Origin of the sequence: Bordetella avium, from assembly GCF_034424645.1 — a bacterium.
GTDB lineage: Bacteria > Pseudomonadota > Gammaproteobacteria > Burkholderiales > Burkholderiaceae_B > Bordetella > Bordetella avium.
Genome location: NZ_CP139969.1, coordinates 1,833,480 through 1,854,776, shown reverse-complemented (window position 1 = coordinate 1,854,776; position 21,297 = coordinate 1,833,480). Strand labels below are relative to the sequence as shown.

22 protein-coding genes are annotated in these 21,297 nt (G+C 61.8%); 11 read left to right on the top strand and 11 right to left on the bottom strand.

Features of this window, described 5'->3' with window-relative positions; translation table 11 throughout:
- Positions 1–2 precede the first annotated feature (2 nt).
- From U0029_RS08675 to U0029_RS08650, 6 genes are all read left to right on the top strand, one after another.
- Positions 3–2,027, top strand: a complete 2,025-nt coding sequence (locus U0029_RS08675) for a site-specific recombinase (protein WP_114852020.1) — start codon at positions 3–5, stop codon at positions 2,025–2,027.
- 253 nt (positions 2,028–2,280) lie between these two features.
- Complete coding sequence (locus tag U0029_RS08670; RefSeq protein ID WP_012417547.1) at positions 2,281–3,006, top strand: FadR/GntR family transcriptional regulator; 726 nt, start codon at positions 2,281–2,283, stop codon at positions 3,004–3,006.
- A gap of 155 nt (positions 3,007–3,161) precedes the next feature.
- Entirely contained in the window at positions 3,162–4,865 is a 1,704-nt protein-coding gene (locus tag U0029_RS08665; protein ID WP_114852019.1) for a thiamine pyrophosphate-binding protein, read from the top strand.
- Between the two features lie 153 nt (positions 4,866–5,018).
- Positions 5,019–5,504 carry a hypothetical protein gene (locus tag U0029_RS08660; protein WP_114852018.1) on the top strand — a complete coding sequence of 162 codons (486 nt, stop codon included), beginning with the start codon at positions 5,019–5,021 and terminating at the stop codon, positions 5,502–5,504.
- A gap of 76 nt (positions 5,505–5,580) precedes the next feature.
- Positions 5,581–6,465 carry an archaetidylserine decarboxylase gene (asd, locus tag U0029_RS08655; protein WP_114852017.1) on the top strand — a complete coding sequence of 295 codons (885 nt, stop codon included), beginning with the start codon at positions 5,581–5,583 and terminating at the stop codon, positions 6,463–6,465.
- A gap of 183 nt (positions 6,466–6,648) precedes the next feature.
- The gene (locus tag U0029_RS08650) at positions 6,649–7,827 is read left to right on the top strand and encodes an alpha-hydroxy acid oxidase (RefSeq protein ID WP_012417551.1); all 1,179 of its coding nucleotides are present in this window, start codon (positions 6,649–6,651) and stop codon (positions 7,825–7,827) included.
- Here the strand turns inward: U0029_RS08650 and U0029_RS08645 are convergent.
- The 3 genes from U0029_RS08645 to U0029_RS08635 form a co-directional block, all read right to left on the bottom strand.
- Positions 7,805–8,629, bottom strand: coding sequence for a MetQ/NlpA family ABC transporter substrate-binding protein (locus tag U0029_RS08645; protein WP_012417552.1), 825 nt, complete (start codon positions 8,627–8,629; stop codon positions 7,805–7,807). The genes U0029_RS08650 and U0029_RS08645 overlap by 23 nt on opposite strands.
- Positions 8,630–8,722: 93 nt before the next feature.
- On the bottom strand, positions 8,723–9,271 hold the full coding sequence (locus U0029_RS08640) for a GNAT family N-acetyltransferase (RefSeq protein ID WP_164855692.1): 549 nt from the start codon (positions 9,269–9,271) through the stop codon (positions 8,723–8,725).
- A gap of 8 nt (positions 9,272–9,279) precedes the next feature.
- A complete protein-coding gene (locus tag U0029_RS08635) occupies positions 9,280–9,690 on the bottom strand; it encodes an RNA-binding S4 domain-containing protein (RefSeq protein WP_012417554.1) in 411 nt (136 codons plus the stop codon).
- Between the two features lie 54 nt (positions 9,691–9,744).
- On the opposite strand from U0029_RS08635, the gene U0029_RS08630 reads away from it, so the two are divergent.
- From U0029_RS08630 to cuyB, 4 genes are all read left to right on the top strand, one after another.
- On the top strand, positions 9,745–10,122 hold the full coding sequence (locus U0029_RS08630; protein ID WP_012417555.1) for a DUF423 domain-containing protein: 378 nt from the start codon (positions 9,745–9,747) through the stop codon (positions 10,120–10,122).
- Positions 10,123–10,127: 5 nt separating this feature from the next.
- Entirely contained in the window at positions 10,128–11,018 is an 891-nt protein-coding gene (locus U0029_RS08625; RefSeq protein ID WP_114852015.1) for a DMT family transporter, read from the top strand.
- A 91-nt stretch (positions 11,019–11,109) separates the two neighbouring features.
- Positions 11,110–11,724: a glutathione S-transferase family protein gene (locus tag U0029_RS08620; RefSeq protein WP_012417557.1), complete on the top strand. Its 615-nt coding sequence runs from the start codon at positions 11,110–11,112 to the stop codon at positions 11,722–11,724.
- Positions 11,725–11,978: 254 nt separating this feature from the next.
- Positions 11,979–12,710: a cysteate racemase gene (gene cuyB / locus U0029_RS08615; protein ID WP_012417558.1), complete on the top strand. Its 732-nt coding sequence runs from the start codon at positions 11,979–11,981 to the stop codon at positions 12,708–12,710.
- 55 nt (positions 12,711–12,765) lie between these two features.
- Here cuyB and U0029_RS08610 read toward each other — a convergent pair whose 3' ends face one another.
- The 8 genes from U0029_RS08610 to proC all read right to left on the bottom strand — a co-directional run bounded on the left by U0029_RS08610 (position 12,766) and on the right by proC (position 19,573).
- Positions 12,766–13,467: an ABC transporter ATP-binding protein gene (locus tag U0029_RS08610; protein ID WP_012417559.1), complete on the bottom strand. Its 702-nt coding sequence runs from the start codon at positions 13,465–13,467 to the stop codon at positions 12,766–12,768.
- Positions 13,468–14,235, bottom strand: coding sequence for a high-affinity branched-chain amino acid ABC transporter ATP-binding protein LivG (gene livG, locus U0029_RS08605; protein WP_012417560.1), 768 nt, complete (start codon positions 14,233–14,235; stop codon positions 13,468–13,470).
- Positions 14,232–15,473, bottom strand: a complete 1,242-nt coding sequence (locus U0029_RS08600) for a high-affinity branched-chain amino acid ABC transporter permease LivM (RefSeq protein WP_012417561.1) — start codon at positions 15,471–15,473, stop codon at positions 14,232–14,234. Before U0029_RS08600 ends, livG begins: the two co-directional genes overlap by 4 nt.
- Positions 15,473–16,399, bottom strand: coding sequence for a high-affinity branched-chain amino acid ABC transporter permease LivH (gene livH / locus U0029_RS08595; protein ID WP_012417562.1), 927 nt, complete (start codon positions 16,397–16,399; stop codon positions 15,473–15,475). Before livH ends, U0029_RS08600 begins: the two co-directional genes overlap by 1 nt.
- A gap of 103 nt (positions 16,400–16,502) precedes the next feature.
- On the bottom strand, positions 16,503–17,618 hold the full coding sequence (locus U0029_RS08590; protein ID WP_012417563.1) for a branched-chain amino acid ABC transporter substrate-binding protein: 1,116 nt from the start codon (positions 17,616–17,618) through the stop codon (positions 16,503–16,505).
- Between the two features lie 247 nt (positions 17,619–17,865).
- A complete protein-coding gene (locus tag U0029_RS08585; RefSeq protein ID WP_119651591.1) occupies positions 17,866–18,192 on the bottom strand; it encodes a hypothetical protein in 327 nt (108 codons plus the stop codon).
- Positions 18,189–18,725, bottom strand: coding sequence for a queuosine precursor transporter (locus U0029_RS08580; RefSeq protein WP_114852041.1), 537 nt, complete (start codon positions 18,723–18,725; stop codon positions 18,189–18,191). Before U0029_RS08580 ends, U0029_RS08585 begins: the two co-directional genes overlap by 4 nt.
- A gap of 14 nt (positions 18,726–18,739) precedes the next feature.
- Positions 18,740–19,573, bottom strand: coding sequence for a pyrroline-5-carboxylate reductase (gene proC / locus U0029_RS08575; protein ID WP_114852014.1), 834 nt, complete (start codon positions 19,571–19,573; stop codon positions 18,740–18,742).
- 194 nt (positions 19,574–19,767) lie between these two features.
- On the opposite strand from proC, the gene ugpB reads away from it, so the two are divergent.
- Positions 19,768–21,078 carry a sn-glycerol-3-phosphate ABC transporter substrate-binding protein UgpB gene (gene ugpB / locus U0029_RS08570; RefSeq protein ID WP_114852013.1) on the top strand — a complete coding sequence of 437 codons (1,311 nt, stop codon included), beginning with the start codon at positions 19,768–19,770 and terminating at the stop codon, positions 21,076–21,078.
- The last annotated feature ends 219 nt before the right edge of the window (positions 21,079–21,297 follow it).

The window sequence follows — 21,297 nt, the reverse complement described above, 5'->3', positions numbered from 1 at the left end:
ATATGTGGCGATTCTGGCAACGCTGGAAAGCCTCGCGAACAGCGGGTCAACAATTGGACAGCCTGCTGGCGGCCGCAAGACCGGACGCCGAGCTGGTGGATCGGAATCTCTGGGCTATCGAGCTCTCTCACTGGGTTCGCCGTGGCCGCGCGCCAGACGGCAGCCAGGGCATCCATCCGCAGCATGCGCGTCTGCGTTATCTGCTGCATGTTCTGGATCGTCAACCTGAGACCCGGGAGCGCTTTGCGCGAACGCTGCGGTCCATCCTGACCGACAACGATCCCACCTCTCTCTTTTGCGACACCGGAGTGGCGTCTCACCCCGGATTCTGGGGTGAGGTCTGGGAGCGTCTGCAGGCGCGCTTTGTTCCTCCCGCCCCCAATCGCAGCGACATGTTCGCCCTGTTTTCCCTGGTGTTCACCGAACCCACGGACGCAGACTGGCTGCGCGATATGGACGACGATACGCTGCAACGGCTACAAGAGTTGCTGCAATTGCCCGATGTTGGCGGCCCTTCAAACCAGGTTCCGGGTTTCGAACAAGCCCTGACCAGCAGCATGCAAGTGCTGGTGAGCCAGGTTCGCGCCACCGGCATGAGCCAAGCGATACGCTCGCGTCTGCCCGGACCGGTTGCCGAAACCCCTTTTTTTAAACTCGCCGCCGCCTGTGCCGAGCTCTGTAACCCTGCCATCTGGCGCAATCCAACCGCTTTCGGACAGGCCCTGGCCTATTTCCGCGCCTTGCTGGAGGAATGCCGCATCAGCGCTAGCAATGTTTACCAAGAGCTGGAGCAGAATGGCGTTTCAGTCGAGGTCGTATTCCAGATTGAGCGCATGAAACTGCGTCTGCACCGCATCGAATTACTGCTGGGCGTGTGGGTGGACCCGACTCAGCGCAACAAGCATATCCACCTGGTGATCGAGCTTATCCACTCCACCCAGGCAAGGCGCAGCGTACGGCATCTGGCGGCCACTTCCTTTGCGCATCTGGCCCGGCGCGTCATGGAGCGCAGCGCCCAAACGGGCGAGCACTATATTGCCCGGGACAGGCGCGAATACCGCTCGATGGTCAAGGCGGCCTTGGGCGGCGGCCTGTTCACGGTAGTCACCGTCTACCTCAAGTTCGCAATCTACGCCTTGCACGCCGGGCGCTTCATGGAGGGCTTGCTGGCCTCGCTCAATTATGCGGGGAGTTTTCTGGCCATTCATTTCGCCCACTTCACGCTTGCAACCAAACAGCCTGCCATGACCGGCCCGGCGCTGGCTCACCGGCTGGATGCCGCTGACACGCCGCAGGGCCGAGAAGCCTTCGTGAACGACACCATCGCGATGATCCGCTCCAATGCGGCAGCCATCTTCGGCAATCTGGCCGCCGTGTTCCCGGTGGCGTATGCCGTGCAATGGCTGGCCGTCAATCTGCTGCATAAACCGCTGCTCACCCCGGAAAAAGCGCAGCAAACCATAGACTCCTTCTCCCTCTTCGGCATGACGCCGCTCTACGCTGCCGCCACGGGTGTACTGCTTTGGCTGTCCAGCCTCGCTGCAGGCTGGGCGGATAACTGGTTTGCCCTGCGTCGGGTACACGATGCCATGATGTACAACCGCAGGCTTTGCTACGCCTTGGGGGAGCGCGGCGCTCAGCGCCTGGCTGGGTTCTGGCAACGCAATATTTCCGGCATCGCCGGCAATGTATCCCTGGGTCTTTTGCTTGGCCTGGGGCCGGAGATTATCGCCTTTGTGGGCCCCACTGTCGAAGTGCGGCATGTCACGCTGAGCACCGGCTCGCTCGGCGCCGCCATTGGCGTGCTTGGGTGGGGTGTCGTAGATACCGGCGCCTTCTGGCAAGCCGTGGCAGGGATCGCGCTGATGGGGGTTTTGAACGTGGCCATCTGCTTTGCGCTCGCCTTCAATCTGGCCTTACGCTCGCGCGGGCTCAAACGCAGCGATCGGCTGAGTCTCAGCCGTGCCGTGCGCCAGCGCATCTTCCAATACCCTGGCCAGCTCATCTGGCCGCCGCGCAACACCTAAGCTCCGCCGGGGTCGGACGGCATCATGGTCTCGCCCTCACGGCGGCGCTAGCTCCACTCAGGTATTGCTGGCCGGGCTCGGCGACGGCGCCATGATGTCGCCTTACTGAGGGGCTGAGAGGTCAATCCTGCCCGCCTCGGCGGCCGGATAGATAGTGGTTTTCCCTAGACTGACGATGTCGCCATTTTTTTATCAGACTCACTCGCGTATAGTCCAGTGGCCTGACCACTGAACCACCTGACATCTCAATCGCATGCCTATTTTTCAAGCGGTGGCCTCCACCCGGCTCTATCGCATGATCGCGGACCAGATTGCCGGGCGCATCCGCGCCGGAGACTTCGAAGCCGGCGGCCGCCTGCCTGCCGAACGCGATTTGGCCGAACAACTCCAGGTCAGCCGGGCTTCCGTGCGCGAAGCGCTGATCGCGCTGGAAATCGAAGGCTATGTCGAGGTGCGGGTAGGGACGGGCGTATTTGTGTGCGCTCCCCGCGAAGATGGCCAATATGGCGGCGTGCAGAACACCATCGCCGGGCAAGAACGCACCGACATCGGTCCTTTCGATCTGCTGGAAACCCGCTTGCTGCTGGAGCCTGAATGCGTCGCCCTAACGGCCGAAAAGGCATCGCCGGCGCAAATCGCAGCCATCCGCGCCGCCCACGAAGACATGTCCCTGACGGATAGCCCCAGTCTGCACGATCAGGCGTTTCATGGCGCCATCGCGGCGGCCTGCGGCAATGCGGCGCTGGCTGCGGCCATCTCGCATATCTGGCATCTGAGCACCATCAGCCCGCTGTTCAGCCGTCTGGAAACACATTTTGTGACGACAAGGGTATGGAGCGTAGCCCACGAAGAACACAGCCGCATCCTGGCTGCCATTGTCGAGCGTGATCCGCTACGAGCCCGCCATGCCATGCACGACCATCTCGTCGGCATCCTGGCGCGGCTGCGCGAGGACTTCGCCGCCGGTGCCATCCGATGACGCCCTGACGCCTCTCGTTTCCTTTCGTGCCTGGCAGGCGCCCCTTGCGACCTGCGTTTTAACTGCGGTTCCGCTACCGCCTATCCACTTACCGTCCACAAGACCTCACCGCGCGCGCCCACCGAATCAAGGGCCGCCGCCCTAGGAGATCATTCATGAGCCACACACTCGTCGAACGCAACGGAGGCCAGATTCTGATGCAGCAGTTGCGCATCCACGGCGCACGCCGCGTATTCATGATTCCGGGCGAGAGCTATCTGCCCTGCATCGACGCGCTGAACGAACATCAAGGGGTTATCGACCCCATCGTGTGCCGCCAAGAAAGCGGCGCCGCCTATATGGCGGAGGCCTATGGCAAGCTCACCGGCGAGCCGGGCATCTGTTTCGTGACGCGTGGCCCCGGCGCAACCAACGCCAGCATCGGGGTGCATACCGCCTTTCAAGACTCCACGCCGATGATTCTGTTCGTAGGCCAGGTCGGCAACGATTTCTACGAACGTGAAGCCTTGCAGGAAATCGACTATCGGCGCATGTTTGGCCAAATGGCAAAATGGGTGGCGCAGATCGACCGCACCGACCGCATACCGGAATTCATTGCACGCGCCTACACCGTAGCCACCAGCGGCCGGCCAGGCCCGGTCGTGCTGGCCCTGCCCGAGGACACGCTCTGGGGCCGCGCCACGGTCGCCGACATGCCGCGTTATCAGCGTAACCACAGCACACCGAGCGCGGCCGATCTTACCCGTATGACCGCGCTGCTGGACGTAGCCGAGCGCCCGTTTCTGCTGCTAGGCGGCACCGGCTGGGACAATACGGCCATCGCGCAGATCGCCAGCTTTGCCGAACGTTTCGAACTGCCGGTCGGCACAGCCTGGCGCCGCCTGGAGTGCTTTGACCAACGTCATCCTAATGCGGCCGGGCACGTGGGCTGGGGCATGACGCCGGCGCTGCGCGCGCGCCTGCGCGATGCGGACCTGGTGCTCGCCGTGGGCACCCGCATGGGCGAAGCCACGACTGAAGGCTACACCCTCATTGAAAGCCCGGTGCCGCGTCAGCAGTTGATCCATGTCTATCCCGACCCCTGCGAACTGGGGCGCGTATTCGCGCCGACCCAAAGCATCGTGGCAGATCCCGCCAATTTCGCCGCGGCGGTCGTCGAGTTGCGTCCTGGCCACCGCGTCTCGCGCTCGGCCCTTGTCGTGCAGGCGCATCAGGATTATCTGGATAGCACCCAGCCCCTGCCCTCCCCCGGCCCCATGAGCCTGGATGAGGCAGCCGCCGAGGTCAACGCGGCCATTCCGGAGGATGCCTGCATTACCGTGGGTGCCGGCAACTATGCCCTGTATCCACACCGCTATCGCCGCTTCACCGGACCGGGCACCAGCCTCGCACCCACCGTCGGCTCGATGGGTTACGGCCTGCCCGCCGCCATCTCCGCCAAGCTGGAAAACCCCGAGCGCACGGTAGTCTGCTACGCGGGCGACGGCTGCTTCCAGATGAATATGCAAGAGCTGGGTGTCGCGCTGCAATACCGCCTGGGCATCGTCGTTTTGGTATTCAATAATGGCATGTGGGGCACCATCCGCGCCCACCAAGAACGCGACTTTCCCGCCCGCACGATTGCGCTTACCTTCCAGAATCCCGACTTTACCCAAATCATCCGGGGCTACGGCGGCTATGGCGAAGCGGTTGATCGGAGCGCCGACTTCGCTCCGGCCCTGGAGCGCGCCCTGGCCTTTGCCCGCGACGAAAGCCTGCCAGCCTTGCTGGAGATCCGCTACGACGCCGACGGTATCGCGCCGGGTGAAACCCTGACGGCGATCCGCCAGGCCGCGCTCGCCCGCCAGGCCGCCCACTGAAGCCACCCACTAAGCTTGAAAGACGCCTCCCGGCTCTAGGGCCGGAAGGCGTCTGCTGACACAGGCGCTTAGCCGTTCGCGAGTCGCTCGGCCATAATTAGAAAGGATGAGTACAATTCAGCGCCTTGCCCATCCTGCCATTCAAGGCCCGCAATGCTCCAGCCGTTTCTGACCATTTTTCTGTACACCGAAGAGCAACGCGGCAACCAGTTGGTAGAGTCCGAAGTCATCGGTATGTTGTCTGACATCTCCGGCTCGGATAAAGTCGTGGTCATCCGTGATCCGCACACCCGCATCCAATTTGTCTATCGTGTCGAGCACGACAGCAACAACCTGGACGCCGTCGCCATCACCGAACTCGACGCCGGGCTTTTCACAGGCAAGCACACCACCCACATCAACGGTATGAGCTATCGACTTGGCCCGCCCGAGGCAGCGCTCAAACTGATGCGGGGCAAAACCCAGTGGATTCAGGACAAAGGCTCGATTCTGTCCGTGCTGCTGCATAATGCGGCGGCCCGCAGCGCCAGCTTTAGCGGACGCCGCATCCAACGCGATCGCCTGACCGTCGTACCGCCCGGCACGCTCGTCGAACGGCTGATACCCGATGGCGAAACCGAGACAGCGCCGGCCGTCTGAGGTCTAACTAACGTTACACTCCAGCCTTGTCTTGATTTGCCGGGGCGGTATGCGCCCGTCCCCCTCCAGGGTATCCATGTCCATCAAAGACCAGATCTTTATCGCCAGCCAGCATCTCGCGCCCCATCACCTTGTGTCCCGGGGCATGGGCCTATTGGCCGACAGCCGTATTCCAGCGCTGAAGAACGCCATGATCTCGCGCTTCGTGCAGCGCTATAACGTCGATATGAGCGAGGCCCTGGTCGAAGATCCATTGGCCTATCCCTGCTTCAATGATTTCTTCACCCGCGCGCTCAAGCCGGATGCGCGGCCTCTCGATGACGATAGCGCCAATGTCCTGTCTCCGGCCGATGGCACCATCAGCCAACTGGGTCCCATCCGCGAGGGCCGTATTTTCCAGGCCAAGGGGCACAGCTTCGGCCTGACCGCCCTGCTGGGCGGAGATGCAGAACGCGCCGCGCCCTTTGAAGGCGGCGATTTCGCCACCATCTACCTGTCTCCGCGCGACTATCACCGAGTGCACATGCCGGTGACGGGCACGCTGCGCGAAATGGTGCACGTGCCGGGCCGCCTGTTTTCGGTCAACCCCCTGACCGCCAACACTGTGCCCGATCTCTTTGCCCGTAACGAACGGGTCGTGTGTATTTTCGACACGGCCTATGGCCCCATGGCTGTCATACTGGTCGGCGCCATGATTGTGGCCTCGGTGGAAACGGTCTGGGCCGGACTGGTCACGCCGCACAAGCGCGAAGTCCGCAGCACGCGCTACGGCCCGCAAGAGCCCATCGTCCTGGAGCGCGGCGCCGAAATGGGCCGTTTCAAGCTCGGCTCGACTGCAATCGTGTTGTTTGGCCCTGGCCGTATCCGCTGGTTTGACACGCCTTCGGTACGCGGCCCGATCCGCATGGGTGAGACCCTGGCGCTACCCGCCAACCACCTTGAAGACGTGCCGGCGGTTTGATCCCGCCTGGCGGCGGCTCTGCCGGCTTTTGCCCGGCCAGCGGCCGCGCCAAATCCGAGCAGCTCTCGCTGCAGTTATTCTAAAAAAGCGAATAAACATTGACGTATTTATTCGCTTTTTGCCATTTCTATCCCCTGGTAGATTGCCGGTCTTTGGCGCATGTGGCGCCCGTCCGGAGTCCCGATGTCATCCCCTCTGCCCCGCGTGCTACAACGCGTCCTGTCACTCGACGATTTCGAACAGGCGGCGAAACGGACCCTGCCACGCCCCATCTTTGGCTACATCGCGGGAGCGGCTGAAAACAATCAATCGCGCGATGATAATCGCGCCGTTTTCCATGAGTTGGGCTTCGTGCCCCGCGTACTGCGCAACGTCGCGGCGCGGGATCAATCGGTAGAGCTATTCGGCACCCGTTATGCCACGCCCTTCGGGATTGCGCCCATGGGTATTACCGCGCTGTCCACCTATCGCGGCGACATCGTGCTGGCCCAGGCGGCCCGCGAAGCCGGCATCGCCGCCATCATGAGCGCCACCTCGCTCATCCGCCTGGAAGAGGTCGCACAGGCCGCACCGGACACCTGGTTTCAAGCCTATCTTCCCGGTGACGTCGAGCGCATCGACGCACTAGTGGACCGCGTCGCCGCCGCCGGCTACCGGCAGTTGGTGCTCACGGTGGATATCCCGGTGTCTGCCAACCGGGAGAATAACGTGCGCACCGGTTTCTCCACGCCGCTCAAACCCAGCTTGCGGCTGGCCTGGGACGGCATGACCCGCCCGCGCTGGACGGCAGGCGTGTTCCTGCGCACGCTGGTCCGCCACGGCATGCCGCATTTCGAGAATTCCTTCGCCACACGCGGCGCGCCCATCATGTCGGCCAGTGTGTTGCGTGATTTCAGCGCCCGGGACCATCTCAACTGGGAACACGTGGCGCGTATCCGCGCCCGCTGGAAGGGAGAGCTCATCATCAAAGGCATCATGCATCCCGCAGACGCGAGCATGGCACGCGAATACGGGGCGGACGGCATTATCGTCTCCAACCACGGCGGGCGACAACTCGATGGAGCCGTCTCGCCGATGCGCGTGCTGCCCGAGGTCGCCCGCGCCGCCGGCAAAATGGTGGTGATGATGGATAGCGGCATCCGGCGCGGCAGCGATGTGCTCAAGGCGCTGGCCCTGGGCGCGCACTTCGTCTTTGTCGGCCGGCCCTTCAACTACGCGGCGGCGGTAGGCGGCCAGGCGGGGGTCGCGCACGCTATCGAGCTGCTGCGCGCAGAGGTTGACCGCAACATGGCCATGCTGGGCATCCTCTCACCCGCAGACATGAACGCTTCCCTGCTGCTCACTCCCAGGGGAAACGGATAAGATCGCCGTACAGACGCTCGAGTGTCGCCTTGACCTCGGGAGAGCGCTGATAGATCTCGATGAACTTCAGCAGGCGCGGGTCCTGCGCCTTTTGCGGCGTGGCGACCCAACGGATTGCATAACGCTTGATGCTATCCGGGTCCGTATTGTCGAAGGCCAGCCCCTCTTTCTCGTCGATGCCTGCATGTTTGGCGAAGGTGGTGTAGGTGACGGACGCCGTCACATCGTCAAAGGTGCGGGCAGATTGAGAACCCTCTACCTGCACCAGCTTGATGCCTCGCGGATTCTCGGTCACATCTTGCAGGCCTGCCCGCTGCCCTACCCCCGGTTTCAGCTTGATGAGGCCGATATGCTCCAACAGCAGCAAGGCTCGGCCCGTGTTCACCGGGTCGTTAGGAACAGCAATCGTCGCGCCCTGCGGCACCTCATCGCCCTTCTTCAGTTTTTTGGAGAAAAGCCCTATCGTGGTCGAATAGCCGTAGGCAAGCGGCGTGAGCTGTGTACCGCGGCTTTGATTGAACAATTGCAGAAACGGTTCGTGCTGAAAAAAATTGGCATCGATGGAGCCATCGGCCACCGCGATATTCGGCAACACCCAGTCGCTAAACTCAACCAGCTTGACATCCAGGCCCTGCGCAGCAGCCTGACGCACGGCAATCTCGGCCGCCTCATTGGCCACGCTGGCAATCACGCCGATGCGCAAAGGCGGCTCGCCAGCGGCAGCCGCCACACCTGGCAACAACACCAGGGGAAACAGGCCAAGCGCCAGAACTCGCAAGGCGCGAAATAGGTTTTTGTTCATGTCCGATCCTGCCTATAACAAGGCCGCGCCGGCGGCCAACACCCGGATTGTGCCCCAAGCCGCTGAGCAACAGCGGCCTTACCCCTGGACCTCTTACGGGTTTGGACGCTCGAGCTGATACCGCACATGGCACCGCAAAGCATGGCCCGGCGGCAGCAGCGGATGCTCGAATTCGCCGGCGTAACGCATGCCCAGCGTTTCCATGACACGCCGTGAGCGCACATTGGCAGGCACCGTGAACGCATCGATGCGCGGCAGATTCAGCGTCCCGAAGCCGTGTGCCACGCAAGCGCGCGCGGCTTCGATCGCATAGCCCCGCCCCCAAAACGGCCGCGCCAAGCGCCAGGCGATCTCGACTGCGGGCGTGAAATCCGCCTCGAAAGGCACCCGGTTAAGACCCACGAAACCGATGAAATCGCCCTCTTTCCCCGTCGCCTCGAGGCATTGCACCGCCCATAGGCCAAAGCCATGATCATCCATGCGTTGGCGCAGGCGGTTCGCCAGGGCATCGCTCTGCTCACGCGTCAGCGTGGCCGGAAAATGGGCCATGACATCAGGGTCGGCATTCAAATCAGCAAATGCAGGCAGATCGGCGTCATGCCAGTTGCGCACTATCAAACGGGGAGTCTGTAATACGATCACGATAAACCTCAAGGTTTGCCACGCCAGGCGTCAATCAAACGGCGGTCGCGCTTGGTCGGACGGCCATCGCTGATGCCCTGTGCGGGCTCCGGGGCCAGACGACGCATTTCTGCCGCGCGCTCGCGCCGGGCCTGGCTCTCGGGCGTTTCTTCATAGAGCTGTCGCGCCGCCGATGCAGGCCCTCTCACGCCACTGACGCCGCGCACCCAGACCTCCATGGGCGGGTCCTCCTTGCGCACGCTCACCCGATCGCCCGCGCTCACCTCACGTGCCGGTTTGGCCAATTGATCATTAACCAGCACCCGGCCGCGCCCAATCTCGTCCGCCGCCAGACTGCGCGTTTTGTAAAAGCGCGCAGCCCAGAGCCATTTGTCCAATCTGAGCTTCTCGGTCACACTACTATCCTTGAAAATGACCATGCAATGATAGCCGTTGCGGCCACCGGCCCCGCCGCTGCTTTACCCGAGGACTTCATGCCCGACCGCCCCTTCATCATTCTTGCCGCGCTCAATATGATCATCGCCGTGGGCGCAGGGGCATTCGGCGCGCATGGTCTCAAACGGGTTCTCGATGCCGACATGCTAGCCGTCTGGCAGACCGGCGTCCTGTATCAGCTCGTCCATGCCCTCGGGCTGTTCGCCGTGGCCTGGTTGACCACCCGCTACAACGGCGCGCTGTTGCCCCTGGCCGGCTGGCTGATGTTCGCCGGCATTGTGCTGTTTAGCGGCAGCCTCTATCTGCTGGCCGTCACGGGCACGCGGCTACTTGGCGCCATCACGCCACTGGGCGGCGTGGCTTTCCTGCTTTCCTGGGCCCTGATCGCCTGGGCCGTCATCCGCAACCCTCAGTAATTCTCATGGCCTCACCCTCCCATGCGCCCGCTCAGGGCGCCAGCCCTCTTGCGGGCATCGCCTGCGTCATTGCAGGCATTTTTTGCCTGACGCTGAGCGACGCCCAGGCCAAATGGCTGGGCGATCACTATTCGCCCATACAGATTCTGTTCCTGCGCTCCTTGATCGCCATGCCCTTCGTGCTGGCGTTGGCGGTCGGCCTGGGCGGGCGGCCTGCGCTGCGCACCCAACATCTGAATGTGCACTTATTACGCGGCGCCATCAATGTCGTGTCAGCGAGCTGCTTCTACCTGGGCCTGCGTTATCTGCCCTTGGCCGAAAATACCGCTATCGCCTTTGCCGCGCCGCTGTTCGTCACCGCGCTGTCCGTGCTGATCCTGAAAGAAAAAGTGGATGCGCGCCGATGGCTGGCCGTTGGCGCAGGCTTTGCCGGCGTGGTGATCATCGTGCGCCCTGGCTCCGCAAGTTTTCAACTCGCCGCACTGCTGCCGCTGATTACCGCCCTGCTCTACGCCTTGATGATGATTACAGCGCGAGCCATCGGCAAAGGAGAGGGCATGCTGACCACGATGTTTTACATCGTCTTAGGTCAATTAGTGGCCAGCGCAGTCCTTATCCCCTGGTTCTGGGATACCCCGCGCACGCAAGATCTGCCCCTGTTCGTGGGCGTAGCACTGTTCAGCACGCTGGGGCTTACGCTGATCACACAGGGGTTTCGCATCGGACCCGCCTCTGCGGTCGCGCCTTTCGACTACACCGGGCTGCTGTGGGCCACCCTTTTAGGCTGGCTGATCTGGCGTGAAACACCCGAACTGTCTGCCGCCATCGGCGCGCTGTTCATCGCCGGCAGCGGCCTGTATATCGCCTGGGTGGAAACCCGGCGTCGCACACGATGAAGCGCATCCCGATGCGATGCCCCGCGAAGACAGCGGCAGGCGTACCATAGCGACAGGACGGATTGCGTCCGCTTTGTGGAGATCCAACTCAATGAAACTGTATTACTTGCCTGGCGCTTGCTCGCTGGCTGCGCACATCGTGCTCGAATGGATTGGCAAGCCCTATGAAACGGTCGCCGTATCCCGGGATCAGCCCAAGAGCCCCGAGTTTCTGAAGATCAGCCCCCTGGGCGCCGTCCCCGCCCTGACCGACGGCGATCTGTCGCTGACGCAAAACATCGCCATCCTCGAGTATCTGGCCGAATCCGCGCCGCAGGCTCGCCTCCTTGGCGATGGCAGCATCGCCGCCCGGGCAGAAACCCGTCGCTGGCTAGGCATGGTCAATTCGGATATTCACAAAACCTTCTCGCTGGTCTTTGGCCCGCAACGGTTTATTGACGACGAAGCCGGCCAAAAGGCCCTGGCGGCCGGCGCCGCCCGTCAGTTGCGCCTGCTCTACGGCGTGGTCAACGAGCGCCTGAACGGTAGGCCGTTCCTGACCGGCGATCATCCCGGCCTCGCCGACGCCTATCTCTTTGTCACCTTGCGCTGGGCTCAGGCCAAACAGATCGACCTCAGCGGCTACGACCAGCTGGCAGGATTCTCCGAGCGCATGGCAGCCGATCCGAAAGTACAGGCGGCCCTGAAGGCCGAAGGTCTCGCCTGAGGACTTTTGCCTGTCCGTGCTGGCCGGCCCCGTGCTGGCCAGCATTTTTTTGCTGATCTAGGGTAAACCCTGGATTAATGAGATGGTCCGCAGTATCATCAAGCTATAAATTTTTGATCGGCAAAGCCCGTCCCCGGTTTTGGCTCTGATGTTCCTATCCGTTGGCCGGCCTTAGCCGTAGAGGGTCCGGCCTTCTTCCCTGCGAATGGCCTTTTCACGACAGGCGAGCCGCCTGTCCGCTACACCGCTTTGTCATGAATTCATCCGCTTCTTGTTATCTAGGCGTTCTCGGAGGCATGGGCCCCTTGGCAGGCGCCGCCTTCGCTATGCGTCTGGCAGCCCTGACCCCCGCCAGCGTCGACCAACAACATATTCCCACCCTGCTGCTGAATGATCCGCGCATTCCGGATCGCAGCACCGCACGCCTGTTCGGCGGCGCCGATCCCTGGCCCGCCATGTTGCGCGGCATACGGATGCTTAACGCGTCTGGCGCCCGCGCCATCGCCGTGCCCTGCAACACGGCCCACCTTTGGTACGAACAGATGGCGGCTGCCTCCGATTGCGAAGTCCTGCATATCATCGAAGCCGTTGCACAAGACCTGCGCCGCCAGGGAATCCACCGAGGCCGCATCGGCTTGATGGGCACTGCCGCGACACTGAGCATGGGCCTATACCAACAGACGCTGGAAAAACACGGCTATACCTGCATCGTGCCGACCGAAGAAGAAATCGACACGCTATGCATGGCCTCGATCCGCGCGGTGAAGGCCAATCAGCTTGAAGAATCCTTCGCACCGGCAGTCGAATGTATCCAGCGGCTGCGTACGCGGGGTGCCGATGCCGTCGTGCTAGGCTGCACCGAACTACCGCTGGCCGTGCCCCACGCGCTGCGCAAAGGTCTGGGCATCCCTCTGACAGACTCGATCGACGCCCTGGCGCTCGCCGCAATCGAGCACTACCAGGCGGCCGAAGCGCTGAGCGCCTGAACACGCACAGACCCAGCCCCGGCTGCTGGAAACGGCAGCCGGGGCTGGGTCTGTGTTAAGCACCCAGATAGGCTTTGCGCACCTCGTCATTGACCAGCAGATTGGCGCCCGTGTCGTGCAACACGACCCGGCCATTCTCGAGCACATAGCCGCGGTCAGCCACTTGCAAGGCCTTGTTGGCGTTCTGTTCCACCAGAAATACCGTCACACCCTCATCGCGAATCGTGCGGATGATCTCGAAAATCTGCGCGATGATCAGCGGCGCCAGCCCCAGCGTCGGCTCATCAAGCAGCAACAGCCGTGGCCGCGTCATCAGGGCGCGGCCGATGGCCAGCATCTGCTGTTCGCCGCCTGACATGGTGCCGGCCCGCTGCGCGGCGCGCTCCTTCAAGCGCGGAAAAAGCTTGAACACATGCTCCAAGCCCTGCTCGATCTGAGCGCGGCTAGAGAAAAAACCGCCCATCATGAGATTTTCGGTGACGGTCAGGTCTTTGAATACCCGGCGTCCTTCAGGCGAAATCGCGATGCCGTTACGCATGATGAGGTGCGTAGACTCGTTGGTGATGTCCTTGCCCTCGAAGGTGATGCAGCCTTCGCGCGCGCGCGGCTCGCCGCACACCGTCATCAGCAAAGTGGTCTTGCCCGCGCCATTGGCGCCGATCAACGTGACGATCTCGCCCTTGTTGACCTCCACCGTCACGCCATCGAGCGCCTGAATGGCGCCGTAGTAAGTGTGGATGTTTTCCAGCTTGAGCATTTATTCTTCCCCCAGATAGGCCTTGATGACGCGCGGATCATTGCGCACCTCGTCGGGGGTGCCTGTCGTGATGGGCTTGCCGTGCTCCATGACCAGAATACGGTCGGAAATGCCCATGATCAGACTCATATCGTGCTCAATCAGCAATACCGCCACGCCGAACTCGCGGCGCAACTGATCGATCAGTTTTTGCAGGTCGCGTTTTTCCTGGGGATTCAGTCCGGCGGCCGGCTCGTCCAGCATGAGCAGACGCGGCTTGGTAATCATGCAGCGCGCGATCTCCAGACGACGCTGGTGGCCATACGCCAGATTTCCCGCTTCGCGGTTGGCGAACTCGCGCAGACCCATGAAGTCCAGCCATTGGGCAGCACGCGCCAGCGCATCGGCCTCGGCCTTGCGGTAAGACTTCAGCTTCAGCAGACCGGGCAGCAGCCTTGACTCCACCTGAGTATGCTGCGCCACGAGGAGGTTTTCCAGCACCGTCAACTGCTTGAACAGGCGCACGTTCTGGAATGTGCGCACCAGGCCATGATGCGCCACCTTATGGCTGGGCAAGCCATGGATGGACCGTCCATCCATGGTGATCTCGCCTGCGCTGGGCTTATAAAAGCCGCCCACGCAATTAAATACCGTGGTCTTGCCAGCGCCGTTCGGGCCGATGATGGCGAACACTTCGTCGCGCTTGACCTCGAAGGCCACACTATCGACCGCCAACAGGCCGCCAAAGCGCATCGTCAGTCCGGAGACTTTCAACAAGGTTTGACTCATTTACCCAGCTCCACGTGAGGACGCTTCATGGGCAACAACCCCTGCGGACGCCACATCATCATCAACACCATCACCAGACCGAACAAGAGCATGCGGTATTCGGCGAACTCTCGCGCCACCTCGGGCAGTACCGTCAGGAGAATCGCCGCCAGAATCACGCCAATCTGCGAACCCATGCCGCCCAACACCACGATGGCCAAAATCAGGGCCGACTCGATGAAGGTGAAAGACTCCGGGTTGACCATACCCTGGCGGGCGGCAAAAAAAGCGCCACCGAAACCGGCGAACATGGCGCCCAGCGTAAATGCCGACAATTTGATACGCGTGGGATTCAGCCCCAGCGAACGGCAGGCGATTTCATCTTCGCGCAAAGCCTCCCAGGCACGGCCCACGGGCATACGGATCAAGCGCGTGGAGACAAACAGCGTGATCAATGCCAGCGCCAGCGCCATCAGATAAAGATAGATGACCATGTGTTGATTCTGGAAGGTGAAGCCGAAGAACTCATGAAAGGTCTGCGTGCCCTCCTGGCTGGCGCGGCGCGTAAGCTCAAGGCCAAAGAACGTCGGCTTGGGGATGCCCGAAATACCGTCGGGCCCGCCCGTCACGGAACTGAGATTGATGAGCAGCAGACGGATGATCTCGCCAAAGCCCAGCGTCACGATCGCCAGATAGTCGCCTCGCAGCCGCAGCACCGGAAAACCCAGAATGAATCCGAACACGGCCGCCATCGCCCCGGACATCGGCAAGGCCTCCCAAAAACCCCAGCCCGCCCAGTGATACAACAGGGCGTAGGTATAGGCGCCCACCGCATAAAAGCCCACAAAACCCAGATCGAGCAGACCGGCGAAGCCCACCACAATATTCAGGCCCAGGCCCAGCATGACGTAAATCAGCACCAGCGTGGCAATATCGACCGAACTGCGGCCCGCAAAGAAAGGCCAGATCAATGCGGCCAGCAGCAACAGCATAAACAGCCATTTCGTGTTGCCGGCGCTAGGCGTCGACGGCAGCGTGGGCATCACCTTGCGCAATTGCCGGAAAGGCTGGGCCAGCCACGGCTTGAGCAGTTGAAAGACGAAAACCACAGCTACCGCCAGCGCCACCAGATCCCAGCGGGGCTCCAGCGTAGTGCGCGCGCCCTGACGAATGAGCTGCAAGCCGAAGACCGGCGTGATGATCACGGCCGTCAGCACAGCCGCCATCGTGGCGTTTTTGAGTGATTGATTATTGGCCATCAGACTTTCTCTACTTCAGGTTTACCGAGCAATCCGGTGGGCCGGAACAGCAAGATCAGCACCAACAGCCCAAAGGCGACAATGTCCTTGTACTGCGACGAAATATAGGCGGCGGCGAAAGTCTCGGCCAGGCCCAGCAGCACGCCGCCCAACATGGCGCCGGGAATGCTGCCAATGCCGCCCAGCACCGCAGCGGTGAAGGCTTTGATGCCCGCCAGAAACCCAATAAAGGGATTGAGCTTGCCGATCGTGATGGCGATCAGGATACCGCCCACGGCAGCCAATCCGGCACCCATCACAAACGTGAAGGAGATCACGCGGTTGGTGTCGATACCCAGCAACTTGGCCATGTGCATGTCTTGCGAGCAGGCGCGCGACGCGCGCCCCAAGCGCGAGTACTTGATGAACAGTGTCAGCGCAATCATCAGGATCACGGTCACGACGATGATCATGACGCGCGAATAAGGCACCGTCACATCAAAACCGGAGCCCATATGAAACTGCAGCGCACCCGAAATCAGCGAGGGAACCGCCATATCGCGCGCGCCCTGCCCCAGGGCAATCCAGTTCTGCAAAAAGATGGACATACCGATCGCGGAGATCAGCGCCACTAGCCTGGGGCTGCCGCGCACGGGCCGATAGGCCACGCGCTCCACGGTATAGCCATAAACGCCGGTCACCACGATTGCAACCACCAGCATGGCGGCGATGATAAAAGGCAAAGGAATGCCGCTGCTGGTGCCGATGGCCGTCAGCGTCACCAAACCTACATAGGCGCCGATCATATAGATCTCGCCATGCGCGAAGTTGATCATGCCGATGATGCCGTAGACCATTGTGTAGCCAATGGCGATCAAGGCATAGATCGCGCCCAGAGACAGTCCATTGAAGAACTGCTGGGTCAACTGGGGGATAAGATCGTGCATATTGCGAATGCTCCAAATAGCTCCGGCCCCGGTAGCGCCTAACCGGAGCCGGAAACTTTGGCTCAGCGTTGGGGACTGGCGATCAGCCAGTCACGCGGAGTGTTTACAGCTGGGTCTTCTTGCCGTTCTTGTCCCACTTGAAGACCGCGAACTCAAAATCCTTCAAATCACCCTTGGCGTCGAATTCGACTTTGCCAATGGAGGTATCGAAGGCCGATTTGTGCATATAGTCAGCCACCTTGGCGGGATCTTCACCGACGGCGTTGATGCTGTCCGCCAACACCTGGACCGCTGCATAGGCAGGCATCTGGAAGGCGCCGTCCGGATCGCGCTTGGCGTCCTTGAAAGCCTTCACGATGCCTTCGTTGCCAGGCAGTTTGGTGAAATCGGAGGGCAGCGTGACCAGCAGGCCATCGATGGCCGGACCCGCGATAGCAACCAGATCCTGGTTGGCGGTGCCCTCAGGCCCCATGAACTGCACGTTCAGGCCCTGTTCGCGCGACTGGCGAAGCAGCAGCCCCAACTCGGGGTGATAGCCGCCGAAGTATACAAAATCTACGCCCGCTGCTTTGAGTTTTGTGATGATTGCCGAGTAGTCGCTATCGCCGACGTTGATGCCCTCGTACAGCGCCACATTGACCTTGTTGCGTTCCAGCGCATCCTTGACCTGAGAGGCCACGCCCGAACCATAGGTTTGCTTGTCATGCAGCACGGCGACCTTCTTGGGTTTGACCGTGTTGGCGATGTAACGCGCCGCGAAGGGCCCCTGCTGGTCATCGCGCCCGATGGTGCGGAAGAAGTAATGCGGCTTGATGGTGTCGGTGACCAGGGGCGACGTCGCGCCCGGGGTGATGGCCACGATACCTTCCTGCTCATAGATGTTCACGGCGGGCACGGTGACCCCCGAGCAGGCATGGGCCACGGCGAACTTGGCACCCGAATTGACCACCCGGTTGGCGGCGGGCACGGCCTGTTTGGGTTCGCAACCATCATCGATGAGAATAGGCTCGAGCTTCTTGCCTTTGACCCCGCCCTTGGCATTGATGGTTTCGATGGCGGTCAGCGCGCCGGCCTGAATCTGATCGCCATACTGGGTATTAGGGCCGGTCATGGGCTGAGGAATACCGATTTTGATCGTATCGGCTGCGTGGGCGGCGCCGGCCAAAGCCAGTGCGCCAATCGCGAGAGCAAGCGGGGTAAAGCAATGCGGCAACTTCATGCAAATTCTCCCGGCAAGAGGTGTAGAGCGGATTCAACGATAGGCGAAATTTTTCTTTTTCCGCGGGCCTTGTTCACATGAGGCCTGAGTGAAGACTAGGCACACTATGTCGCCGGTATTCTGAAAGCAAGCGCCCGCAGGTGTCACTGCGTGGAATCCCCAATATTCCCACGGCGCGTTGAATCAGGGGTGGATGGCGGGAATAGCAGGCAGGTTCGGCGACGTAAGACTCACGTAAGCTTGTCACTTAGCAAACACGATTCCCACGCAAAAAGGCGAGTCCGCCTGCGCAAATGACGAAGCACGCGATGGGCAGCCACGGAAGATGCACGACATCCCAATCGGAAGGCGCCAGCACCACGATGGCCAGCACGACGATCGCGCACAAGCCACGCACACACATGACGCCTGTCACACCAGAAACCTGCTTGAGCTGCTCAGCGGAAAGACCTGCAAAGTAAAAACTCTTGGGAGCGACCGGAACGTCCGCTTGTTTTAGAAAACAAGGGATAGCACTAAGCTGAAGCAGGCGGAAGGGGAGATCGCCCGGCGAGAGCCGGGCGCCGTTGGTCAACGGGTTTGCGGCAGGTCGGAGGGGCGCGCCAGATTCCACATGAGGGCGCGGAACGGGGCCAGCATGCTGATATTGATAGCCAGCTTGATGGCAAGATCTCCCGCAAGCCAGGTGATCCAGGGTGTTCCTGTGGCGGCGAAGGCCACACTGAAGAAAATGACGGTGTCGGCGGTGGCGCCGATCACGCCGGATACCAGGGGCGCCCGCCACCAGCGCTGATCGCGCAGACGATCAAAGATTTGAATGTCGATCAATTGCGCACAGATATAGGCTAGGCCGGACGCCAGCGCAATACGGGGGGAGGCCACCCAGACGGAGATGAATAGCGCGGCCGCGAAACCGAACCAGGCCACCCGGCGGGCGGCCGCCGGCCCAAAGCGCCGGTTCAGGACATCCGTCACGAGGAAAGCCACGGGATACGACAGACCGCCCCAGGTGAGCCAGTTGTTCAGCGGCACTTGAACCAGAATATTGGAGCCGACCACGACGGCGCCCATGCAAGTGACGGCGATCAGAAACTGATAGCCGCGCATGACTTCAAAACGACTCACTGCCCGAACTCCTGAGCCAGTTCTCGCGAACGGCGGGCAGCGGCCTGCATGGCGCGCTCAACGATGGCGCGAAGATCGGCCTCGTTGAAGATATTCAGCGCGGCGGCCGTCGTACCGCCCTTGGAAGTGACGCGCTCCCGTAGCACCGAGGGCGGCTCCGTCGAGACCTGAGCCAGACGCGTGGCGCCCGCGAAGGTGCCCAAGGCCAGCTTGCGGGCCTGCTCGGGGTTCAGGCCTACCGCCAGACCGCCAGCGATGAGTGCCTCGAGAAAGAGAAAGACATAGGCCGGGCCACTGCCCGACAGCGCAGTTACCGCATCCAGCGCGGTATCGTCGGCGACCCAGACCACGTCGCCCACGGCCGCCAGCAACTGCTCGGCCAACTTGCGATCCTGCGCGTCCACGCCATCGAGCGCCGCCATGCCCGTCATGCCCTGCCCGACCAAGGCAGGCGTATTGGGCATGCAACGCACCAGCCGGCGCCACGGAAGATCCGGCCCGCCCAGCCAGCCCGCCAGCGTGTCGGCGCGCAGACCGGCCGCCACACTGATGACCAGGGTGTCCGGCGACAACCAGGGACGGGTGGCCTCGACCACCTCACGCATGACCTGGGGTTTGACCGCGTAGATCCAGACCCGGCAACGCGACAAGGCGGCATCGGGCGCAGCGGCGGCTGTCATGCCCGCCGCCAGCCAGGCGGCATGCGCGTCGGCATTGATCTCGACCACATGAATGTTGCTGGCCGGACACAGCTTGCCGACCAGACCCTGCGCCAGGGCGGAGGCCATATTGCCGCCGCCAATGAAGGCGATAGAAAGTTGCTTGTCCATGGGAAGTGATTGTAAACCGGCTCACCCGGATGCAGAATAAGACGAGCTTTTCTACCGCCCTGCCCGATCGCGCGCTAATTGACAGCCCGACTGAGCGGTGTAAAGTCACGCCTCTGTCACAAACTATTCATAAAGTGTAATGCTTCACGCGCGGCCATCCCCCGCGCGGCTGCTTAAACCGGAGGAACAACTTCATGCGACCCCAACGTCTCGCCCTTGCTGCCGCCCTTGTCGCGGCCTTTGCAAGCGCCTCGGCCCACGCGGCCACTGAAATCCAATTCTGGCATTCCATGGAAGGCGCCCTGGGCGACCGCGTCAACGGGCTGGTTGAAGAGTTCAACAAGCAAAACCCCGATTACCAGGTCAAGGCAATCTACAAAGGCAATTACGGCGAGTCCATGAACGCCGGCATCGCCGCCTTCCGCGCAGGCAACGCCCCTGACGTGCTCCAGGTCTTTGAAGTGGGCACGGCCACCATGATGAACGCCAAGGGCGCCATCAAGCCGGTCCAACAGATGTCTGAAGAGGCGGGCGAGCCGCTCAACCCCAAGGACTTCATCGGCGCAGTGGCCGGTTATTACGCCTCGCCCGAAGGCAAGCTCGTGTCGATGCCGTTCAACAGCTCGACCGTCGTGTTCTATTACAACAAAGACGCCTTCAAAAAAGCGGGGCTGGATCCCGAGAAGCCGCCCAAGACCTGGGAAGAGCTGGCCGCTGCCGGACAAAAACTGAAGGCTGCTGGCCAGGAATGCGGTTACACCACCTCGTGGCCGTCGTGGACGCAGCTTGAAACCTTCTCGGCCTGGCATAACGTGCCTTACGCCACCAAGGACAATGGCTTTGGCGGCCTTGACGCCCGCCTGAGCGTCGATACCCCCCTGCATGTCCGCCACCTGGAGAACTTGGCCAAGCTCGGCAAGGAAGGTATTTTCATGTACGGTGGCCGCGGCGATGAGCCTAACTCGCTGTTCATCAGCGGCAAGTGCGCCATGATCACGGGCTCCAGCGGTTTGCGTGCCAACATCATGAAGAACGCCAAGTTCGAGTTCGGCACCTCCACCGTGCCCTACTACGCCGACGTTAAGGGCGCACCGCAGAACGCCATCATCGGCGGCGCCTCGCTGTGGGTATTCGCCAACAAGAAGCCCGAGGTCTACAAGGGTGTCTCGAAGTTCTTCAAATTCCTGTCGAGCCCGGAAGTCGCCGCTCGCTGGCACCAGCAGACCGGTTATGTCCCCGTGACCGTGGCCGCCTACGACCTGACCCAGAAGCAGGGCTTCTACGACAAGAACCCCGGCACCGATGTGGGCGTCAAGCAGCTCAACGTCGAGACCACCGCGCAATCGCGTGGTCTGCGTCTGGGTTATCTGCCCCAGATCCGCGAAATCGAAGACGCTGAAATCGAGCGCATCGTGTCGGGCAAGGTCAGCGCCAAAGAAGGCCTGCAATCGGTCGTCAAGCGTGGCAACGATCTGCTCGAAAAATTCGAAAAAAGCGTGAAGTAAACTTGGAGCCCGACCCCTCCATTCGGTGGGGCCGGGCCAGCCATCCCTTGAGGCAAGCAACATCCTGGTTCCGCAGCAGTCCCATACAGCCTAGGCTGAGGGGGCTTTCTGCGGCCTTTGCGTTTAACGTAGTTGACCGGCTGAACCCGTGGCGGCGCGGCCGGTAGTGGTCACGAACGCTCTTCCTCTCCACCCGTCGGACTTGCCCGTCGGTTTTTT